Genomic DNA, 22275 nt, shown 5'->3' on the forward strand with positions numbered 1-22275 from the left:
TGCCTGTTCATTTTCAAGGAATTAAATCAAACCTTCAAAATATTTTCGAATGAAATTTAAACAGCTTGTTAAACTATCCTATCTTTATAGTGAAAATGAGCATTACCTTACGTGACATATCCAAAGCATTAAATATCTCGGTTTCTACCGTATCAAGGGCACTTACCGACAGCCATGAAATTGGAGAGGAAACCAAGCAGCGGGTGCTGGCCTATGCCAAGGAGCATCATTATGTGCCTAATCGTATGGCACGAAGTTTAAAAGTGGGCAAAACACGCTCTATAGGTGTGGTAATTTGTTCTATTGATAATAGTTTTGTGTCGCAGATGCTGGATGGTATAGACCAAGTTTGTGCCGAAAGTGGTTATCAGATCATCATCATGCAGAGCAAAGAGTCGTACGAACAGGAACAGGCCTGTATCAACCTTTTGCATGCCAGCGGCGTAGATGGGATCATGATCTCTCCCTCCTTTCAAACTACCGATTTCACTTATTTGAAGGAACTGCAATTGCAGGGATTTCCGGTAGTGCTTTTTGATAGGATAAGCGAGCAGATGACGGCACATAAAATTGCCGCCAATAACTTAAGCGGTGCTTACCAAGCCACTACGCACCTCATAGCCAACGGATATACGCGTATTGCGCACCTTAACAGTAATGCAAACCTAATTACTACCGCCGAGCGTTTTGAAGGCTACAAAAAAGCACTTGACGACCATAGCATTAGCTATCATGAAGATTTGGTTGCCTTCTGCGATACGGCCCAACACATCGACCAAAATGTGGCCAAAGCCATGGAGCAATTGCTTAAACAACAGCCGCAGGCCATTTTTACCGCTACAGATTTGTTGAGCACCAAGGTACTGGCTTATTTATTGGAACATAAGTTCAGCGTACCTAAAGACATTGCGCTGATAGGCTTTAGCAACTCCGATTTAGCCGCAGTTTTAAATCCACCGTTGAGCACCGTACGCCAACCATCACGTCAAATTGGCGAAATGGCAGCGCAAACACTCATTAACCTGATCAAGGGCAAAGATATTGGCCCGGCAGAAACCATATTGCTGGATACGGAGCTACAGATCAGAAAATCGAGTGGTAGCTAATGTCTTTTGACATTGCCACGACCTCCGTATGAGGCATTTTTAAAGTAATTGCGTAATTTTGCACTCTTATTTACAACAATGAGCAAGCACGGAAGAATTTTAGTAGCCATGAGTGGCGGGGTTGATAGTTCGGTAGCATCAGTAATGCTACATGAACAGGGTTATGAAGTAATTGGCCTAACCATGAAAACTTGGGATTATGCCACTTCTGGCAGCAACAGCAAGGAAACAGGTTGTTGCAGCTTGGATAGCATTAATGATGCCCGTACGCTCGCTGTAAATTATGGCTTTCCGCACTACATCTTAGATATTAGGGATGAATTTGGTGATTTCGTAATCGATAATTTTGTGGATGAATACTTAGCTGGAAGAACACCAAATCCTTGTGTGCTGTGTAACACCTACATTAAATGGGAAGCTTTGTTGAAACGTGCTGATAAGCTTGACTGTGAGTTTATTGCTACTGGGCATTATGCCAACATCCGCCAGCAAGATAGTGGTCGTTACGTAATTTCCAAAGGTAAGGACGAAAACAAAGATCAATCTTATGTGCTTTGGGGAGTATCACAACAAAATTTGGCCAGAACCAAATTCCCATTGGGAAGCTTTACCAAGGCCGAAATTAGGCAGATGGCCCTGGATATGGGCCAAGAAGAACTGGCCAAGAAAAGCGAGAGCTACGAAATTTGCTTTGTACCTGATAATGATTATCGTGCTTTTTTAAAACATAAAGTAGAAGATTTAGAAGAACGTGTGGCGGGTGGTAATTTTGTGAATACCCAAGGTATGGTAATTGGACAGCACAAAGGTTATCCTTTTTACACCATTGGTCAACGTAAAGGCTTGGGCGTAGCATTTGGAGAACCCATGTTTGTAACCCAAATCCTACCTGAAAGCAATACCGTGGTTTTAGGCAGGGCCGATGAATTGGAACGCCGTGAAGCGATGGTTAGAAACGTTAACCTGATCAAATACGAAAACATTAACGAGCCTTTAGAAAACGTGGTAACTAAAATCCGCTATAAAGACGCCGGTACTTTGAGCACCATTGTACAAGAAAAAGATCAAATGAGGGTGGTTTTCGATCATGCCGTATCTGCCATTGCACCTGGACAATCTGCCGTGTTTTATGAAGGCAGTGATTTGTTGGGTGGTGGCTTTTTAGTGTAATTGAAGCATCTATGTAAAGACTTACGAAGTTTATGGGACTTCGTAAGCCTTACGCAACCGTCGCTAAACGCTTATTCACCACTCATTAATTCGTCAAAGTCTTTAATTTGAGATAGTTTCACCAGCGGATTTGCAGGAAGCGCAGACCATTTTTCTTTAAATACTTCATCACCACCCTCGGCATTTTGGTTTGTATTTTCTTTTACCAATTTCTTCTTTGTTAAGAAATTCATGCTGGTTTCTCGATCAATTCTAGGACCAAAATTGTCGCTAGAATCATAACCAATAAGCTCAAAATCAGCATTGCGGAACCTGAAAGTATAACGCCAATAACCATATCTACCGTGTGAGTATTGAATGTAAAGATTTCCTTTCTCTATTTGTACACCAAGTTCTGGCGGAAAGTAAACACCTCCATCTTCATTTTCAGATGAAAAGCAATCTAAATTTCTAATTGCGAGTTCATATCGCCCCCTCTTATTCATTAAAATGATGATGCCCCTTCGGTTACGATCAACCCGTTCTTCGAAACGATTAACAATGATTTTACTTTTGTCAGTTCCTTTTACAATCAACACCACATCTTGTAATCCATCTTTATTAAGATCACCTTTTACGGTATTGAAAAGTACAAATCCTTTGGGGATAAAACCAGCTGGTTTTATTTTTTGTTGTGGAGCAATAGTTTTTTTTGATTCGATGGAACGATAACCAAGCAACATCGGAACTATTAGCCCAAAACCTAATAAATAATTTTTCATCATTTAAAAATGGTTGTTCTAAGGGTTGTTCACCCTAATTTTACCTTGTTTAAACCTTAAACTAATTTTTAGCAAGATAAATATTTACGATTGGATTATTGATTAAAAAACGATTTCTTCAATTATCTTTGCGGCTCATTAAAAAAAGAGCAACAACATTGATCGACGTAAATAATATTTCTGTGTCATTTGGTGGTACAACGCTTTTCAGCGAGGTATCCTTTTCCATCAACGAAAACGATAAGATAGCCCTGATGGGCAAAAATGGAGCAGGTAAATCAACCCTGTTAAAAATTATTGCTGGTGTGGGCAAAGCCACCAGCGGTCATATATCTGGCCCAAAAGATGCCATAATTGCCTATTTGCCACAGCACTTGCTTACGGAAGATAACGTAACTGTTTTTGAAGAAACTTCTAAGGCTTTCAGCGAAGTATATCACATGCGTGATGAATTGGAAAGCTTAAACGAACAATTAGGTATCCGTACTGATTATGATACGGATGATTACATGAAATTGATTGAAAGGGTATCGGAACTGAGCGAAAAATTCTATTCTATTGAAGAGGTGAACTATGATGCAGAAGTAGAAAAAGTATTGAAAGGTTTGGGTTTCCTTCGTTCTGATTTCACTCGCCAAACTGCTGAGTTTTCTGGTGGATGGCGTATGCGTATCGAATTGGCCAAAATCTTACTGAAAAAGCCAGACCTGATTTTGCTGGATGAGCCTACCAACCACATGGACATTGAAAGTATCCAATGGTTGGAAGACTTTTTAATCAATTCTGCCAAAGCGGTAATCGTAATTTCTCACGACCGTGCCTTTGTGGATAATATTACTAACCGTACAATCGAAGTAACCATGGGGCGTATTTACGACTATAAGGCAAAATATAGTCACTACCTACAATTACGCCAAGAGCGCCGTGAACACCAATTGAAAGCCTACGAGGAACAACAGCGTTTTATTGCCGATAACCAGGAGTTCATTGATCGGTTTAAAGGGACCTACTCCAAAACACTTCAGGTACAATCGAGAGTGAAAATGTTGGAGAAATTAGAAATTATCCAAGTAGATGAAGTAGATAACTCTGCACTGCGCTTAAAATTTCCTCCCTCGCCCCGATCAGGAAATTACCCCGTAATTGTAGAAGAATTGACCAAAGCTTATGGCGACCATTTGGTTTTTGAGAAAGCTTCTATGGTGATTGAACGGGGGCAAAAAGTTGCTTTTGTAGGTAAAAATGGTGAGGGTAAATCTACCATGATCAAAGCCATTATGGGCGAAATTGATTATCAAGGAGAACTGAAAGTTGGCCATAACGTGAAGATTGGTTATTTCGCTCAAAACCAGGCTGCATTATTAGATGGAGAATTAACCGTTTTTGAAACCATTGATCAAATTGCCGTGGGCGATGTAAGGGTAAAAATCAAGGACTTACTTGGCGCTTTTATGTTTAGTGGCGATGATACCACCAAAAAAGTGAAGGTTTTATCAGGTGGAGAGAAAACCCGTTTGGCCATGATCAAACTTTTGCTTGAGCCGGTAAACGTGTTAATTCTGGATGAGCCCACCAACCATTTGGACATGAAAACCAAGGATATCATCAAAGATGCCTTAAAGGATTTTGATGGCACATTGATCCTGGTATCTCACGATAGGGATTTCCTGGATGGATTAGCCGAAAAGGTATTCGAGTTTGGGAACAAACGGGTGCGTGAACATTTCGAGGATATCAAAGGTTTCTTGGCTTACAAAAAGATGGACAGTTTAAAGGAGATCGAAAAATAATTAGAAAGGCGCTTAAAGGCGCCTTTTTTGTAGCATTTTAATTTATCACTCACTACGCTCTCTTTTAAGGAGAGATGCCAAAAGCAGAGAGGGTTTTTGAATTATTTAAACAACCCAAAGATTTCTCCATTTCGCTAAGCTTCAGTCGAAATGACGCACGGACGTTACGCTAATTTCTGACCAAAAATCTTGCTTAATCCATCGTATAACGCTGGGTGCCTGTCTTTCATGCGTTCAGGGTTTTCAAAAAAATACTCTGAGGCTACCGCAAAAAACTCTGCCTCGTTAGTAATGGCATAAGGGTTGATATCTGATTGGTTGTCTTCAATTTTCTGAATTTCCTGATGCATCATTTTTACCCACGGAATGGTATATCCATGCTTCATAAAGTTTTGCGGAACTCCATCGGTAGCCCCATCAGATTTATCAAGCAGGTGCACAAATTCATGGATGCCCGTATTTTCTCTACCGGCACTTTTGCCAAAACCATGTCGCAAGGCCGATTGGGAAAGGATCATCTGCCCGTTCATGTAACCATCGCCCACCATGCCCATGATATTTCTTTCTCCTTCGGCAAATTGAAAGTCTTTGTTAAACGTACCTGGATACAATAATACGGTGCCTAAATTGCGATATTCCCAGTCATCAAAACCTAAAATGGGAATTACCGCACTGGCGCCAACCAATATTCTATCAAGCGGTGTAATTTCGGTGCCAATACCCTCTATGTTAATTTTACCCAAAAAATGGGCTAACTTATCCTCAAATGTTTTTCGCTTGTCAGTATCAAGTGCGGCATAAAAATCTACGTTCGCCAACAACATCTTTTTATCTTCAACAGTTAAAATACTTGGGCTGGTTTTCCTTTTCCTAAAAATAAAATATAGGGCAAGTGCAAAAAAAACAAGCAGGATAAAGTAAGGGTATATGTTCACAGGATTAAATTGGTTGCGTTATGGAATGGCTATTTGCCAATGGAAAAGATAAAGGCAGTACAAAGCGTTTCAGTTTTCGTACTGCCTATCAGGATTAAAAGTTCTTTACAATCTGCTCGTCAAGCGGTTTAACGGCAGAACGGTAACGGTGTACCAGTTCCCCTTTTTCGTTGATTAGGAATTTTTCGAAGTTCCATTTGATATCGCCCGTAAAATCAGGATTGGTTTGGGTAGTCAGATATTTGAACAGTGGCGAAATGCCCTCTCCTTTTACATCGCTCTTTTCGGCAATTAAAAAGGTCGTATTGAATTTGCTGGTACAAAACTCCTTGATTTCCGCATTGCTGCCAAGTTCCTGTCCACCAAAATTTGCTGATGGGAAGCCAATAAGTACCACATTCTTGCCGTATTGCTTATGTAGTTTTTCCAAGTCCTCGTACTGCTTGGTGTAACCACATTTTGAAGCAGTGTTTACAATTAATATTTTCTTTCCCTTAAATTTAGAAAGCTTCACCGCTTTGCCATCCAAAGTTTTGAAAGAGAAACCATAAATATCCTTAGGCGGATTTGGCGCTATCAATAAGCCCAAAAATAATAACAAAGTATTAAACATGATTTTAAGTTTTAATATAAAAACGAATATAGGGAGAAAAAGATTGCCTAGATAAATCAAATTCAAATCAAAGGTAGTTTTAAGTCAAAACTTATCGGCTTTTTAAACGTTATGTCGTTTGGATAGTCTTAAGACCGAAAGCCCTTTGAAAGTTTACTTCTTTTTATGATACTTTAAAATATTTCTATATTTGATTAAATGAAATCTACTCGATTATCATATTATACGCTCGCATTAACCATCGGCGCTTTGCTTTTTGCTTCTTGTAATAAAGAGGAAAATGCACCGCAACCTGATATGGCCTCGAATTATTTTCCGTTGAAGCTAAATCAGGTTAACATTTACCAGGTAGATTCTACGGTTTACAATGATTTCAATAACTCTGTCACTTTATTCCAGTTTCAACTAAAGGATATTGTTGTTGGCAAGTTTAAGGACGCCGAAGGCATTGAGGCTTACAGAATTGAACGTTATAAGAAAACGGACACGGAAGATTGGTTTTTTCAGAAATTAATTACGCGTCGTATTTTAAAAAGTAGAGCCGAAGAGGTTTTGGATAACAAAAGATATGTAAGACTGGTATTCCCTCCTTCCCTTCAATCTACTTGGAATGGTAATTTATATAACGATTTGGATGTTTGGCGTCACGAAATCACGGCAATTGATGTTCCACTAACCATAGGCACCAACAAATTAGATTCGACCTTAAGCATTACGCAGCACAACGAAAATAATTTGATCAGAGAAGATATTTACTTGGAAACCTATGCAAAAAATATTGGTTTAGTGCTGAAAGAAGTAAAAGCCTACGATAAAGAGATCAGTACCGGAAGAATTCGTAGGGGCTTTAAGTATAAAATGCAATTAAATTCTTACACGGTTAATTAACCCAAATATTAGTTGTTAAAAACAGCTATCGCCCCATTTGCTGACCAATTATGTCCACTTTTTTCCATGAGCGGATCCTATAAATCTCATCACTTGCAAAGCAAGGTGTTAAATAGGGTTATGTGGACTTGTCAGTGCATTTATTTCAAAAAAAACATCTCCATTTTTGATTTTGGTTGTTTTTATAGTTTTATTTGCACAAAATCCCCTAATTAATGGCAAAAAATTTATTGATAGTTGAGTCACCCGCAAAAGCAAAAACCATAGAAGGATACCTTGGAAAAGATTTCCTAGTAAAATCTAGCTACGGCCATATTCGCGATTTGGTTAAGGGCGACATGGGCATTGATGTTGACAATAATTTTTCGCAAACTTACGAGGTCCCTGCTGATAAAAAGCAAGTGGTTTCTGAACTGAAAAAGCTAGCTAAGGAAGCCGAAACGGTATGGCTAGCATCCGATGAGGACCGCGAGGGAGAAGCCATTTCCTGGCACTTATTTGAAACATTAGGGTTAAAAACAGAGCGCACAAAACGCATTGTATTTCATGAAATTACCAAGCCAGCAATATTAAAAGCCATAGAAACGCCCAGAGGTATAGATTATAATCTGGTTTATGCACAACAGGCCCGAAGGGTTTTAGATCGTTTGGTGGGTTTCGAGCTTTCGCCAGTGCTCTGGAAAAAAGTTAAGCCTTCACTTTCTGCAGGCCGTGTGCAGTCGGTTGCTGTACGTTTAATTGTAGATCGTGAGCGTGAAATCAACAACTTTGTAAGTGCGGCTGCCTTTAAAATTACGGCACAATTTACCACAGGTAAGGGTAAGGAAATCGTGAAAGCAGAATTACCTCAACGATTTGAAAAGGCCGAAGAAGCGGAGAAATTTCTTCAAGATTGTATCCAAGCCAATTTTAAGGTAAATAATTTAGAGGTAAAACCTGCCAAGCGCAATCCAGCGGCACCGTTTACCACCTCTACACTACAACAGGAAGCCTCCAGGAAGCTAGGGTTTTCAGTAGCACGTACCATGCAAATTGCCCAAAGGCTGTACGAAAACGGTAAAATTACCTACATGCGTACCGATTCGGTAAACCTATCTGAAACAGCTATTGCTGCTGCAGCTGCCGAAATCAAATCGGCCTACGGTAACCAATACCATCAGCTCAGGGTGTATAAAACCAAATCTGCAGGAGCGCAAGAGGCCCACGAGGCCATCCGTCCTACTTATTTTGATCAACATACCATTAACGGCGATGCCTCGGAAAGACGTTTATATGAGCTGATCTGGAAACGGGCCATTGCTTCGCAAATGAGCGAGGCTGTTTTTGAGAAAACCACCGTTGATATTGGCGTAAGCACGCGTAATGAGGTTTTTGGCGCAGAAGGTGAAGTATTGAAATTTGACGGCTTCCTAAAAGTGTACCTAGAATCCACCGATGACGAAGATGATGAAAATGAAGGCGGATTGCTTCCTCCGTTAGTACGAGGCCAGGAACTTTCCTTAGTGGAAATGCAAGCTACTGAACGTTTCTCCAGGCCACCAGCGCGTTATACCGAGGCCAGTTTGGTTAAAAAGCTCGAAGAACTGGGTATTGGACGTCCTTCTACCTACGCACCTACTATTTCTACTATTCAAAATAGAGGCTATGTCGTGAAAGAAGAAAGAGAAGGTAAGAAAAGAGAATATTTAGCATTTGCCCTAAACCATGGAAATATCACCAAGCAAAAGAAATCGGAAATTACTGGCGCCGAAAAAGGAAAACTATTTCCTACCGATATCGGCGAGGTAGTGAACGATTTCCTGGTAGCGCATTTCAAAGGTATTGTAGATTTTAATTTTACCGCCAAAGTAGAAAAACAGTTTGATGAGATTGCCCAAGGGCTTCAGGAATGGACAGCCATGCTCCACTCCTTTTACAAACCTTTTCATAGCGAAGTAGAAACTACCATTGAAACTGCAGACAGGGCTACTGGCGAACGCTTATTGGGCGTTGATCCAGTAAGTGGCAAAAATGTTTATGCCAAAGTAGGCAGATACGGGCCATTGGTACAAATTGGCGAGCTGAGTGATGATGAAGCAGACAAACCACGTTATGCCAGCCTTACCAAACTACAATCGGTAGGTACCATAACGCTCGATGAAGCTTTAGATTTATTTAAACTACCTTTCCAGTTAGAGGACTATCAGGGTAAAGAAGTTTCGGTAGGATTGGGACGTTTTGGACCTTATGTAAAATGGGGAGACACCTTTATTTCTATTCCGAAAAATGTAGATCCGTTAACGATAGACAATGATAGGGCCATAGAGATTATCCGTGAGAAGCTTGACGCCGATGCGCCTGTAGCTCACTACCAGAATATGCCGGTTACTAAAGGTAAAGGTAGGTTTGGGCCATTTATCAAGTGGAACGACCTGTTTATCAATGTACCAAAAGCTTATAATTTCGACAATCTTTCGCAAAAGGATATCGATGAACTGATCAGCAAAAAAATTGAAAAGGAAAACAATCGTTTTATCCAACAGTGGCCCGAACATAAAATAGCCATTGAAAATGGCCGATGGGGACCCTTTATACGCTTTGGTAAAGATATGCTGAAACTTGGCAACAATCCGGCAACCAAGCAAAAGTACACGGCTGAGGAGCTAGCCAACATCTCGTTAGACGAAGTGAAAGCCTTAATTGTGGCCCAAAAACCAGATGCCTTTGAAAGCAAAAAGAAAGCTCCAGCGAAAAAAGCGATAGCAAAGAAAAAATAGGTGCATTGGCGCACCGTCATTTCGAACGCTTGTGGGAAATCCGGCAACCGATATTCGTATCGCTAGATTTTTCCTCGCCGAAAATCGCAGAAAGCCTCCCCTGACCAAATCACATAGACAGGATGTTTCTGCTGAAATAAAAATGTTCGCCTTTTATCACTTTGATGAAAATTGTGAAAAATGAAAAAAGACTTACCTGAAAATATTGTAGAAGATGTTGCCATTGCAGTAGTGCTTATGGGCGAAACTCCTGAAGTGAAAAACTGGACGGTTTATTTGGTTAACTTAAAAAATGAACCTATTAACAATGTATTAATTACCTCTAAAGGTTATGGCGAAAAAGATGGTAAGGAAGTCAAAACATCGTTATTAAGACACTTTATTGGTGATGTAGCTGCACAAGGATATGCTGGCGTAGAAGCTATTGATCCAGCTGTTTTTGGATTAACTAACGAATATTGGTTGAGCTACTACATAGGCAACACCATTTACGATAAGAAATTCATCTTCCTGCCTGAAAGTATTGTAGAAGGTAACTTGATCAGAATTCCAGTAGTAAACAAACCTGGAGTGATGATCAAGTAGTTCTGTGTATAGGAAGCCACTGTGGTTTATCCAGTTTGATTGGACATCGCCAGGTGACGATAGCCTTAATTGCGCAAACTATTAACCATTGAAACTTACCAAGTTTTTAATTTCGTAAGTGTAGCCCAAAGCTATTGGCTCTACGCTGTTTAAAAACTTCGTAAGTGCAAAAGAAAGTTATATATGTTTAAAACGATGGGTTGTTAACAACTCTTTGCTCACAACTGAAACAGTTTCATTGTTTTTTCGTTAATTTCATGCGTACTCACACTACATCGTATGAATAAAGAAAATACCTCTAAACGCCCTAATATTAAAGTTATTTTAATTGGCGCTCTAGTTTTAACCCTGGTTATTGCGGGTTATTTTTTACTCAAAAAAGATCGAAAACAGGACCATGCTCCATTTGCCAAATATATTGATGCCTATACTTCGGGTATCGTATCCAAAAAGAGCAGTATCCGTATCCACTTGGCCAATTCGGTAAGCAATACCGCAGATTTAGGTGAAGTGAAGCAAAAGCTGTTTGATTTCTCTCCCAATATTAAAGGCAAAGCCTATTGGATAGATGCCCAAACACTGGAGTTTAGACCCGAGGAAGAATTAAAACCAGACCAAAAATACGAGGCCACCTTAAACCTGGCTAAAATAGTACCTGTTGAAAAGGGTTTGGAGGAATTTGAATTTGATTTTAAAGTGATTAAACCTGCCCTATCACTTTCAGAAAATGGTTTGGTATCGCAAAACAATACTTCCATGAACTTGATGAAGTTAACGGGCGAAATCAATACTGCCGATGCAGAGGATGCGCAAAATATCGAAAAAGCGCTAACGGTCGATTTTAACCAAAAACTAAAAGTAAAATGGAGCCATAATCCGCAAAAGCAGATTTCTACTTTTACCATTGATAGCATTGTTAAAACTAAAAGTGAGCAAAACCTCCACCTAAAATGGGATGGCGACGCCATTGGCGCCGATGATAATCACGGGGAGGTCACGCTAGATGTTCCGGCTCTAAATGTTTTCAAGGTTTTGGCCATTAAAGCAGTACAGCAGCAAGAAGATTTTGTACTCATCCAATGCTCAGAACCCATCAGTGTAACCCAAGATTTAGCTGGCTTGGTTACCATAGGAAACCTAAGTGATTTAAGATTCACCATTGATGGTAGCCAGATCAAGGCTTACGCCCCAGATGCCTTAGAGGGCAATTACAACGTAGTTGCTAACCAAAGTATCCAAAATATCAATGGCACCAATTTGCAAAGCGCAAAAACGGCAAATGTAATTTTCGAAAACAAAAAGCCAGCCGTTACTATTGCGGGTGCCGGAACTATCTTGCCCAATGCTGGCAAACTGGTGCTTCCCTTTGAGGCGGTTAACCTAAAAGCGGTAGACGTAACCATCATCAAGATTTTTCAGGAAAATATCCCGCAGTTTTTTCAGGTGAACAACTACAAGGAAGGAAATGAATTACGTAGAGTGGCAAAGCCGATTTTGCAAAAAACCATCTACCTGAATGATGATAAGTCAATAGACCTTCATAAAAAAAATCGTTTTACGCTGGACCTCGACAAGCTCATCAAAACTGAACCAGGGGCCATGTACCGTGTAAGTATAATGTTTAAGAAAGCCTACAGCGTATATAATTGCACGCAAGCAAACAATCGTGCACAAGTTGAGGGCGATGATGGATACGACGGTTATGATTATGGGGAGAAAATAGACGAAGACGACGACTTTTGGAACAATTACAATAATTACTACCCCAGAGGCTATCGTTGGAACGAGCGTGAAGATCCATGCTCGCCTTCTTATTATACTAGCGAAAGATGGGCCCATAGAAATTTATTGTCTTCGAACATTGGACTGATCGCCAAAAGAGGGAACGATGAAAGCATGTTGGTAGTCGCTACCGATTTGCTTTCTGCAAAACCCTTAAGTGGTGTAAGTATTGAATTGCTTGATTACCAAAAGCAAATACTCACCGCGGTAAAAACCGATGGCGATGGAATGGCAAGCTTCTCCTTGAAAAGAAAACCATTTTTATTGGTAGCCAAAAATGGAAACGAACGCGGTTACCTTAAGCTAGATGACGGTAATTCGTTGCCACTGTCCAGGTTTGATGTGGGAGGTGACGTGGTTCAGAATGGTATCAAGGGATTTATTTATGGCGAAAGAGGTGTTTGGCGACCTGGAGACAGTCTTTATCTGTCTTTTATTTTAGAAGATAAGCTGCAAAAACTACCTGATAATTATCCCGTTATTTTTGAACTTTATAACCCTAAAGGACAGCTAATTAAAAGGCAAAGCAACACCAAGCCAATTAATGGTTTTTACACGTTCAAAGCAGCTACAGAAAGTACAGCACCAACTGGGAGCTGGCAGGCTAAATTTAAGGCAGGAGGTGCAGTATTTACCAAAAGTCTTAAAGTAGAAACGGTTACGCCCAACCGTATCAAAATTAATTTTGACCTTGGCGGCAAAAAATATCTTGGCAATGGTAAAGTATCTGTAGCAACATTGGCCGCAAATTGGCTATTTGGCACACCAGCACAAAATTTAAAAGCTAAAGTTGACATTAATTTAAGCAAGGATGTCACAACTTTCAAGAACTTTCAAGAGTACTCTTTCGATAATCCCATTGTACATTTTGATACACAGTTAAGAACGGTTTTTGAAGGCACGCTGAACGATAATGGTACCGCCGTTGTAAACACCAATTTAAACAATATGACTGCAGCTCCTGGTATCTTAAGAGCCCATATCACCACTAAGGTATTTGAGCCAGGGGGCAATTTTAGCATTGACAACTTTAGTATTCCCTATCATGTTTACGACAACTATTTTGGCATAAAAGCACCAAAAGGCGATAAACTTACGGGGATGCTGGTAACAGGCAAAAATCACGAAGTAGATATCGTGAACGTAAATAGAGGCGGTTTGCTCATCAACGCCACTAAAACGATTACAGTAGCACTTTATAAAATCCAATGGCGTTGGTGGTGGGAGCAAAATAACGAAGAAAGTTTTGCCAATTTTACGCAAAATGAATATAACAAGCTTATTAAAGTGGAGCAGGTACAAATGGTTGGCGGTAAGGCAAAGTGGAACCTAAGGCTCGACGAACCTGAATGGGGAAGATATTTAATTATTGTAGGCGGAGCCAATGGCGGAGGTCATTTTGCCGCCAGGGAAGTATACATCGATTGGCCAGGTTGGGCACAACGCGAACAAGGCAATAACCCTACCGAAGCATCTATGCTGTCTTTCACGGCCAATAAAGCAAAATATTTTGTTGGCGATGACATCACGCTTACCATACCTTCACCTGAAAATGGCAGGGCCTTAATTTCCATCGAAAACGGTAGTAGAGTAGTTAAAACATTTTGGACGGATACCAAAAAGGGCCAAACACAATTCAGCTTTAAAGCAGAAAAAAACATGACTCCTAATGTATTTGCCAATGTGACTTTATTACAGCCACATAGCCAAACAGTTAACGACATGCCTATTAGGATGTATGGCGCTATACCGCTAAGTATTGAAAATCCCGAAACCATTTTGAAACCCCAAATTGGCATTGCTAAAGAACTGCGTCCGGAAACCGAAAGCAGCTTATCTATCAGTGAGGAAAAAGGCAAGGCGATGACCTATACTATTGCCATCGTGGATGAAGGCTTACTAGACCTTACCCGGTTTAAAACACCAGATCCACATGCCTCCTTTTATGCCAGAGAAGGTTTGGGCGTGAAAACTTGGGATCTTTTTGATCAGGTATTGGGTGCATGGGGCGGCAATTTGGAAAGAATATTGAGCATAGGAGGCGATGGTGCCATAAACAAGAACATCAACCCTGCCAAAGCCAACAGGTTTAAACCGGTAGTAAAATTTATGGGGCCTTACCAATTGGCCAAAGGCGAAAAGAAAACCCATAAATTTACCTTGCCGCAATATATTGGTTCTGTAAAAGTGATGGTGGTAGCGGGTAATGACGGTGCCTACGGGCATGCGGAAAAAGCCGTAGAAGTTAAAAAACCGATCATGCTTTTGGCATCGGTGCCCAGAGTGATTGGTCCTGGTGAGCGCTTTACGTTGCCCGTAAACGTGTTTGCCACCAATAATAATATCAAAAACGTATCGGTAAGCTTGCAAACCAGTAATTTACAAATTAACCAAACTAACCAGCAAAATTTAGCCTTTGCCAAAGCTGGCGATCAATTAACTTATTTTAATGTAACAGCGCCCCAAAAAACGGGCATTGCCAAGATCAGGATCATTGCACAAAGCGGAAAGGAGAAAACTGTTTCGGATGTGGAGCTGGACATCAGAAACCCAAATCCCATGGTTACCAACGTGGTTTCCGCAGTCATACAACCAGGGCAATCGTGGAGTGGAAATTACCAAGCCATTGGTACGGCAGGTACCAATAGCGGTACTTTGGAGGTATCTTCAATCCCTCCCATCAATTTGGAAAAGCGGATTAGCTACCTTATCCAATATCCACATGGATGCGTAGAGCAAATCACTTCGGGTATTTTCCCGCAACTATATTTGGACAAACTATTGCCACTAACTGAACAGAAAAAAGCGCAAATTGAGCGTAACATCAGAGCTGGAATCAATAAACTGAAAGCATTCCAAACCACTGAGGGCGGCTTAGCCTACTGGCCAGATAATGGCACAGCCGATGAATGGGGAACCAATTATGCCGGGCATTTCCTGATTGAAGCACAGGAAAGTGGCTATGCGCTCCCAGTTGGCTTGTACGATGGCTTAATCCGCTATCAAAAAAATAAAGCGAATAATTGGACCCCCAATGCCAATAATTTCTACGGCGGAGATTTAAGCCAAGCCTACAGATTGTATGTGTTGGCATTGGCCAAGAAACCTGAAATGGCGGCCATGAACAGGTTGAGAGCTTTTCAATACCTAACCGATGCAGCTAAATGGCGATTGGCTGCGGCCTACCAAATAGCAGGCCAGAGTGCTGCCGCAAATAGCTTGGTTAAAAATTTGCCTACTCAGGTGGAGGCATATCAACAACTAGGCGGTACCTATGGCTCTGATTTAAGGGACCAGGCAATGATTATGGAAACTTTAACGTTAATGGGACAACGTAACAGGGCCTTACAGCTGTTGAACAAGGTGGCTTCCAGATTAGGTGAAGATCAATGGTACAGTACGCAAACCACGGCCTATAGCTTATTGGCGGTCGCAAAATTCTGTGGAGAGCAAAAATCTAGCAGACAGCTCAATTTCCAATATGTTTTGGATGGTGTAAAAGGTAGTGTTAACCATAATCAGTATTTCAGCAGCACCCCTATCAGCTTTAAAGGAAATAGCGCTTCCGTTACCAACAGAGGTAACAGTGTTCTTTTTGCTCGCTTAATTGTTCAAGGTCGGCCGGCAACAGGTCAAAATGATTTCTTACCCAATCATCCTGACGTACTAGCCATGGAAATAAGCTATAAAACCATGAAGGGGCAGGTACTAAATCCATCGAGGCTAAAACAAGGGCAAGATTTTTATGCCGAAGTTACCGTAAAAAATACCGGCCGACAAGGCTTATACGAGCAAATGGCATTAACACAGATTTTTCCTTCGGGATGGGAAATCATCAATACCCGGTTACACGATAACGAAGGTGCCTTCACCTCATCAACTTTTGATTATCAAGACATTAGAGATGATAGAGTGCTGACTTATTTTAGCTTAAGGGAAAATGAAACTAAAACCTTTAGGGTGCTGTTAAATGCCTCCTACTTAGGGAAGTTTTACCTCTCGACGGTACAGTGCGAGGCAATGTACAATCAAAACATTAGCGCCGCTGCACCAGGTACTTGGGTAGAAGTATATAAATAGATAAGTAATGGTTATGAGTTGTGGGTTACAAGTGATATTGTACTCACGACTCGTAACATGCAACTTTCAACTCATATTCTAGGCCAAATATTAGCGAAAATAAAGCGCACGAAGCCAGCTGAAAATTTAATTATAGTAACAATTCTTTCCATATTAGCATCTCCTTTGGTATAGATCAACCAATTGAATTAAATGTTACCCTTGTTTTGGCCCAGATGCACAAATATGATAATCTGTACATCTGAGGCTCAGATATTTCACTACTAAAACCAAAATGAAAAAGGAAATTAAATCCATTATTTATGTTGATACTTTGTTTTTGGCAGCCCTTATTTTCTTTTGGTTTTCATTGCCCAAGCCACTTTTTAAAACGCCTACCTCATTTGTAGTAGCGGCTAGCAATGGCGAATTATTAAGTGCATCGATCGCTGAGGATGGTCAATGGCGTTTCCCCGTAGCAGACAGCGTGCCTGATAAGTTCAGGAAATGTATCATCACCTTTGAAGACAAACGTTTCTATAACCATTTTGGGGTTGATTTAATGGCCGTGGCCAGAGCCAGTGTTCAAAATGTTAAGGCTAAAAGCATAGCCAGTGGTGCAAGTACCTTGAGCATGCAGGTGATACGCCTTTCCAGGAAAAAACAGCGTAATTTTTTACAGAAAATAGCCGAGATGTGGATGGCCGTGCGTTTGGAAATGAGCTACTCGAAAGAAGAAATATTAGCACTGTACGCAGCCAATGCGCCATTTGGTAGTAATGTGGTTGGTTTAGAAGCCGCTAGTTGGCGGTATTACGGTAGAGCGGCCGAGCAGTTGTCGTGGGGCGAGATGGCCACCTTGGCGGTATTGCCCAACAGCCCATCCTTAGTACATCCGGGCAAAAACGCCGCCAAACTTATCCTCAAAAGAAACAATTTACTGGATAAATTGGTAGCGACAAAAATTATTGATCGTAGCACTGCCCAACTTTCAAAAGCCGAACCTATTCCTACCGCACCGTTGGCCTTGCCACAACATGCGCCGCATTTACTTAATCGTTTTAAAGATGAAATCAAATCATTGGACCAACCTAGTACCAAAATTACTTCGACAATTAACCATGAACTGCAGCTTGAACTGAACCGTCTTGTTGCCCAATATCACCAGAAATTTAGTGCAAATGGCATAAACAATCTTTCTGCTTTGGTTTTAAGTGTGGCTAGTGGAAAAGTAGTAGGCTACGTTGGAAATTGTTATCTGCCACAACAAAAGGAAATGGAAAGCCATGTAGATATGATAAGAGCGCCACGTAGCCCAGGCAGCACATTGAAACCAATTTTATATGCCAGTATGATTAATGATGGCTTTATTTTACCCCAAACCCTCATTCCCGATGTGCCCACGCAAATTGGTGGCTATGCTCCTATGAATTTTGACTTGGGATATGATGGGGCCATTCCGGCAGACCGTGCCTTAAGCCGTTCCTTAAATATTCCGGCGGTTAAAATGCTACAACAATATAAGTATGAACGTTTTTACGACAAATTGAAAAAATTACAATTTTCTACGTTGAACAAAGCCGCAGATCATTATGGTTTATCGCTTATTTTGGGAGGCAGTGAAGTCACCATGTGGGACCTAAGCAGCGTTTATTTAGGCATGGCCCGCACATTGAACCACTACAATACTTACCAAGGCAAGTACAACGCGGCAGATTACGCCTCACCTTTCTACATCAACCATGAAAAACAAGAGAAAGCCCGTATTGAAGCAACCTCACAATTGGATCACGGAAGTATATGGGCTACTTTCAATGCCATGGAAGAGGTTATGAGGCCCGGCGACGAAGGTTTGTGGCAGCAGTTCAGCTCATCGCAGCGGGTAGCCTGGAAAACGGGCACGAGTTTTGGCTTTAGGGATGCCTGGGCCATAGGGCTTACGCCAAAATATGTGGTTAGTGTATGGGTAGGCAACGCCGATGGCGAAGGTAGACCAGGATTAACGGGTATTGAAGCCGCCGCCCCGTTAATGTTTGATATTTTTAGGTTATTGCCTTCTTCAAAATGGTTTGAGATGCCCAAAACCAAGCTTAAAAAGATATGGGTATGTAAACAAAGTGGATACAAAGCCTCAAAAAATTGCGAAACGAAAATAGGTCAATGGGCACCTCCCATTGGCGAAAAAACAGCGCTTTGTCCCTACCATAAATTGGTACATTTAGATGCCTCTGAGAATTATCAGGTGAACAATCAATGCTACAATATCAGCCAAATGAAACATAAAGGCTGGTTTGTTTTACCCCCTACCATGGAGTATTATTACAAAACCAAAAATGCAGATTACCGCATTTTACCCCCTTTAATGGAAGGTTGCCAAAATGAAACCATGGCAGCCATGGAAATGATCTATCCAAAACCCAATGCAATGGTATATATCCCTTTGGAAATTGACGGTAATAGAGGAAAAGCCATTTTCAACGTGGCGCACCGAAATGCCAACGCTACGGTACATTGGCATATTGATGAACAATATTTAGGCAGCACTAAAAATTATCATCAAATGGCCGTTAGCCCAAAAGCAGGAAAACATTTACTCACCTTAACCGACAACAATGGGGAGCGGCTGGTGCAAATGTTTACCGTGCTTGACAAGGATAGAGAAAACTAATTGGGCTTGAGGTATTTCCTTTCAATAGTGCCCATACAGATCAGGAACTGGGCCAGCATGTAGGTAAACATCACCCAAAAATCGCCCATATCCATTCGCTCTACAAACTTATTGTAGGCCAAAGTAGCATCAGAAATGATGAATAGAATTGCACCCAACAAAATCCAAAGAAAACTTTTGTAATTGGTTTTCCCATGTCGCAGGGCCGCGGTAATTCCCATAAGTGCAATCACGAAACAATAAACCAGAACAGGAATATTCATATTGCCAAGATATGGCCGTAAAAAATAATAATAGGAAAGACAGGAAAAACCAAATACGATAAATATGGGTAAGATATAACGTTTCTCACTTTGTGCTTTATTGCTAAGGTCAACATAAAAGGCAGCAATATAAAACAGGTGTGCAATTAGAAACGAACCTAGGCCCAACATGAAATAAAGCTGGTGGTGAGCCGAAAACATCAAAAAAACATCACCTAATAACGAAAAAAACAAACCTATTTTTACCTTGCTGGTAAAACGGCTTTTTTTCTTGATAGTGAGGTAAATAAAAAGCATTAACGAAATAGTAATTAATGGCTTTGTGATGAACCTCATTGCTGTCAGGTTATTGGTAACGGCAAATAGTTCCGCAAAAAAGACAATGGCAAAAGCAAAGCCGAACTGGGGGTATTTTTTAAGCATTTCGATACTTGGATTTGATGTAAAAGAAATAGGTAAGCATTATTAGATGTATTGCGGTTGCTGCAACAATCCAAAAAAAGTTAAAATGAAGCTTGTACAGGAAATAAGCCATGAAAAAACCTAGTAGATACCTGATACTCTCTATCGCTACAAACCATCGTTTCTTTTCCAATAAAGCACCACAGGTAAGCATGCTAACGATGGTAAAAGTAGCTAGCAACATATTGGTGATGAGGCCTAGCCCATCAAAATAAAACAGTTGATAAGAGCCTAAACCTAAAGCCAAAAGAAACAGCAGTACCGCATATCCCATGCTGGCAATGGAAGCATGGGTGTCAAATTTTTTGTAGTTAAGAACATCTATTTCTGGCGCAAACTGAAAGCCTCCTAGCTTTTCAGGGAACCAGCCCGGTGGCTTTACAAAAACTTTGATCTTATCAGCAATATTATCAGACTTTTTAGCCGTTTCTATCAAATCTTTCCAATAGTGTACATTGGCCCAAACAGGATTCCAACTGGCCAGTGGCTTGGTAATGCCATAATAAACTTCCTCCTCTTCTCTTTGGAAAGTTCCAAACATCATATCCCATATAATTAGGGTCCCAGCATGATTTTTGTCGATGTATTTGGGGTTAGATCCATGATGAACCCGATGATGCGAAGGGGTGTTTAAAATGTACTCTAAAAATCCCATGCTTTTAATGGTACGTGTATGGATCCAAAACTGATAAAGTGTGTTGAAAGAGCTTAAGGTTAAAAACATGATGGGGTCAAAACCGATAAGTGCCAAGGGCAGATAAAATACCCACGAAAACCATCCCTGAAACCACGACTGCCTTAGGGCTACCGTTAAATTGTACTCTTCAGATTGATGATGAACAATATGTGCCGCCCATAACGCATTAATTTGATGGCTCATCCGATGAAACCAGTAATAAAAAAAATCTACGCCAATAAAGAGGACAATCCAAGTCCAAATGGTATTTGGGATTTCGAACAAGCGCCAATGTTCAAAAATGTACATGTAACCTACAAACAAAACCGATTTCATGAAAAGGCCCACCAATTGGGAGCCTATTCCCTGGCTGAGGTTGGCAATGGAGTCGTTTAATCGATAGTATTTTAGCTTTTTGTAGAAAGTGTAGGCTAACTCAATCCCAATAAGTATAAAAAAAATGGGTACCGAGAGGGCTATATAATTGGTCTTCATCCAGTCTTATTTGGCTTTATCATTATTCGAACTGAAATCGTTCGTTAATCTAATTTAATGATTTATCCTAATAAGTTAACTAGAGAAAAAAGAAGCTGCAAATTATTTGGCGCTCAACAGTTTTAGCAATTTAACTGCGGGTGCATTGGCAACGTATGCACTTACATCTGGATGCTCGCATCTTTCCAGTTCGTTAATGGTAGCCAAGGGTACTTCATCAAAATCCATGCTCCAATCTTTAAAATACCTTTGTTCAACCAATCCTTCTGCTACAATTTTGCTGGCAATTAAACGCGGATCGTTTTCAATAGATTGATAAACTTCCTTTACGTGACGCTGTTCTCCTTCCAGTATCTGAATAAACGTACCTTCACAATAAATAAGCTTTCCGGTAATTCCCAAACCTTCATTTCGGTCTCTAGCTTGTGCTAACAACTCCTCAAAATCCTTTTGCCCAAACTTGAAACTCTCTACTCCGTAGTATAATAAATAATAGATCATGTCGCTCTCCACTTGCCCGCAAGTTAAGCCATAATCATGAAAAAAAATAACGGTTTTTAATTTTATGTAACTCTCAGAGCACTAATTGATTTTACCCACTCATCTTTACCACAGCACTTGCATACGATTTGTTTTGAGGGTGCGAAAAGATCGGTATAGCCACAGAAACTACAGGAATAATAGTCCTTATGTTTAATTCTGGTTGATTTATTGCAAAATAATGCCGGCAATATAGGAAGGCCGTATTTGACTTCTTCATCTTTGTAATAAAATACACTTATACTGCCCGTAGTTTCTAAAATGGCCAATTGTACCTGCCCCAAATGCGAAACATTTTTCAGCCGCAGTTCGGCAAAAAACTCATCTTGCGCAAGGCTTTCCTTTTTAAAGTTTTCGATGGCAAATCTGCCATGCTCTATCACACAGGTATAACTTCCCTCTAAAAGAACTTCTATCTTTTTACTTTTGTTCACAAAATATGACGTGGTTTTGTAGGCTGCCACTACCACTAAAAACACCGCAACTGCCGAGAGGATGCCTACTTCTCGGTAAAACATGGGATCGCCAGCAGCTGAGCCCAGCCCAACAATAACCACCAGCTCGAAAATAGATAACTGTTTAACTCCCCTTTTGCCTAAAATCCTTAAACTAAGCAGTACCACCAGGTACATGATCAGCGTACGGAGCATAATTTCAGGAATGAACATCCAGTCCTCATTTCCAAAAAGTATTTTTTCTAAACTGTTTGCTTGCATGGCCATACCA

At 40.6% G+C, this 22275-nt stretch carries 15 protein-coding genes; 8 read left to right on the plus strand and 7 right to left on the minus strand.

From position 1 onward, the window contains the following. Positions 1-95 precede the first annotated feature (95 nt). Positions 96-1106 carry a LacI family DNA-binding transcriptional regulator gene (locus DUT71_RS04820; RefSeq protein WP_113661384.1) on the plus strand — a complete coding sequence of 337 codons (1011 nt, stop codon included), beginning with the start codon at positions 96-98 and terminating at the stop codon, positions 1104-1106. A 78-nt stretch (positions 1107-1184) separates the two neighbouring features. Next, positions 1185-2276 (plus strand): tRNA 2-thiouridine(34) synthase MnmA, encoded by a 1092-nt coding sequence (mnmA, locus tag DUT71_RS04825; RefSeq protein WP_113661385.1) that lies wholly within the window; start codon positions 1185-1187, stop codon positions 2274-2276. Between the two features lie 71 nt (positions 2277-2347). Here the strand turns inward: mnmA and DUT71_RS04830 are convergent, their stop codons facing one another. Further along, positions 2348-3040 carry a hypothetical protein gene (locus DUT71_RS04830; protein ID WP_162795945.1) on the minus strand — a complete coding sequence of 231 codons (693 nt, stop codon included), beginning with the start codon at positions 3038-3040 and terminating at the stop codon, positions 2348-2350. A 155-nt stretch (positions 3041-3195) separates the two neighbouring features. On the opposite strand from DUT71_RS04830, the gene DUT71_RS04835 reads away from it, so the two are divergent. Then, complete coding sequence (locus DUT71_RS04835) at positions 3196-4827, plus strand: ABC-F family ATP-binding cassette domain-containing protein (protein WP_113661387.1); 1632 nt, start codon at positions 3196-3198, stop codon at positions 4825-4827. Positions 4828-4991: 164 nt separating this feature from the next. On the opposite strand, the gene DUT71_RS04840 is transcribed toward DUT71_RS04835, so the two are convergent. Beyond that, entirely contained in the window at positions 4992-5762 is a 771-nt protein-coding gene (locus tag DUT71_RS04840) for a M90 family metallopeptidase (protein WP_240186856.1), read from the minus strand. A 94-nt stretch (positions 5763-5856) separates the two neighbouring features. After that, positions 5857-6375: a glutathione peroxidase gene (locus DUT71_RS04845; RefSeq protein ID WP_113661388.1), complete on the minus strand. Its 519-nt coding sequence runs from the start codon at positions 6373-6375 to the stop codon at positions 5857-5859. 198 nt (positions 6376-6573) lie between these two features. On the opposite strand from DUT71_RS04845, the gene DUT71_RS04850 reads away from it, so the two are divergent. The 5 genes from DUT71_RS04850 (at position 6574) to pbpC (ending at position 19113) form a co-directional block, all read left to right on the plus strand. Continuing rightward, a complete protein-coding gene (locus DUT71_RS04850; RefSeq protein WP_113661389.1) occupies positions 6574-7263 on the plus strand; it encodes a hypothetical protein in 690 nt (229 codons plus the stop codon). A 215-nt stretch (positions 7264-7478) separates the two neighbouring features. Further along, on the plus strand, positions 7479-10019 hold the full coding sequence (gene topA / locus DUT71_RS04855; protein WP_113661390.1) for a type I DNA topoisomerase: 2541 nt from the start codon (positions 7479-7481) through the stop codon (positions 10017-10019). Between the two features lie 180 nt (positions 10020-10199). Continuing rightward, positions 10200-10604: a hypothetical protein gene (locus DUT71_RS04860; RefSeq protein ID WP_113661391.1), complete on the plus strand. Its 405-nt coding sequence runs from the start codon at positions 10200-10202 to the stop codon at positions 10602-10604. Positions 10605-10883: 279 nt separating this feature from the next. Further along, positions 10884-16466, plus strand: coding sequence for an alpha-2-macroglobulin family protein (locus DUT71_RS04865; RefSeq protein WP_113661392.1), 5583 nt, complete (start codon positions 10884-10886; stop codon positions 16464-16466). Between the two features lie 274 nt (positions 16467-16740). Further along, a complete protein-coding gene (gene pbpC / locus DUT71_RS04870; protein ID WP_113661393.1) occupies positions 16741-19113 on the plus strand; it encodes a penicillin-binding protein 1C in 2373 nt (790 codons plus the stop codon). Here the strand turns inward: pbpC and DUT71_RS04875 are convergent. The 4 genes from DUT71_RS04875 to DUT71_RS04890 form a co-directional block, all read right to left on the minus strand. Further along, positions 19110-19799, minus strand: a complete 690-nt coding sequence (locus DUT71_RS04875) for a lysoplasmalogenase (protein WP_113661394.1) — start codon at positions 19797-19799, stop codon at positions 19110-19112. The two genes, pbpC and DUT71_RS04875, sit on opposite strands and share 4 nt — an antisense overlap. After that, positions 19792-21009, minus strand: a complete 1218-nt coding sequence (locus tag DUT71_RS04880; protein ID WP_113661395.1) for a sterol desaturase family protein — start codon at positions 21007-21009, stop codon at positions 19792-19794. The genes DUT71_RS04875 and DUT71_RS04880 overlap by 8 nt, the downstream gene beginning before the upstream one ends. Positions 21010-21111: 102 nt before the next feature. Then, positions 21112-21510: a BLUF domain-containing protein gene (locus DUT71_RS04885; protein WP_113661396.1), complete on the minus strand. Its 399-nt coding sequence runs from the start codon at positions 21508-21510 to the stop codon at positions 21112-21114. 62 nt (positions 21511-21572) lie between these two features. Beyond that, positions 21573-22271 carry a DUF421 domain-containing protein gene (locus DUT71_RS04890; protein WP_240186857.1) on the minus strand — a complete coding sequence of 233 codons (699 nt, stop codon included), beginning with the start codon at positions 22269-22271 and terminating at the stop codon, positions 21573-21575. Positions 22272-22275: the final 4 nt, after the last annotated feature.

Origin of the sequence: Pedobacter nanyangensis (assembly GCF_003313505.1) — a bacterium.
In the GTDB taxonomy this organism is placed as follows: Bacteria; Bacteroidota; Bacteroidia; order Sphingobacteriales; family Sphingobacteriaceae; genus Pedobacter; species Pedobacter nanyangensis.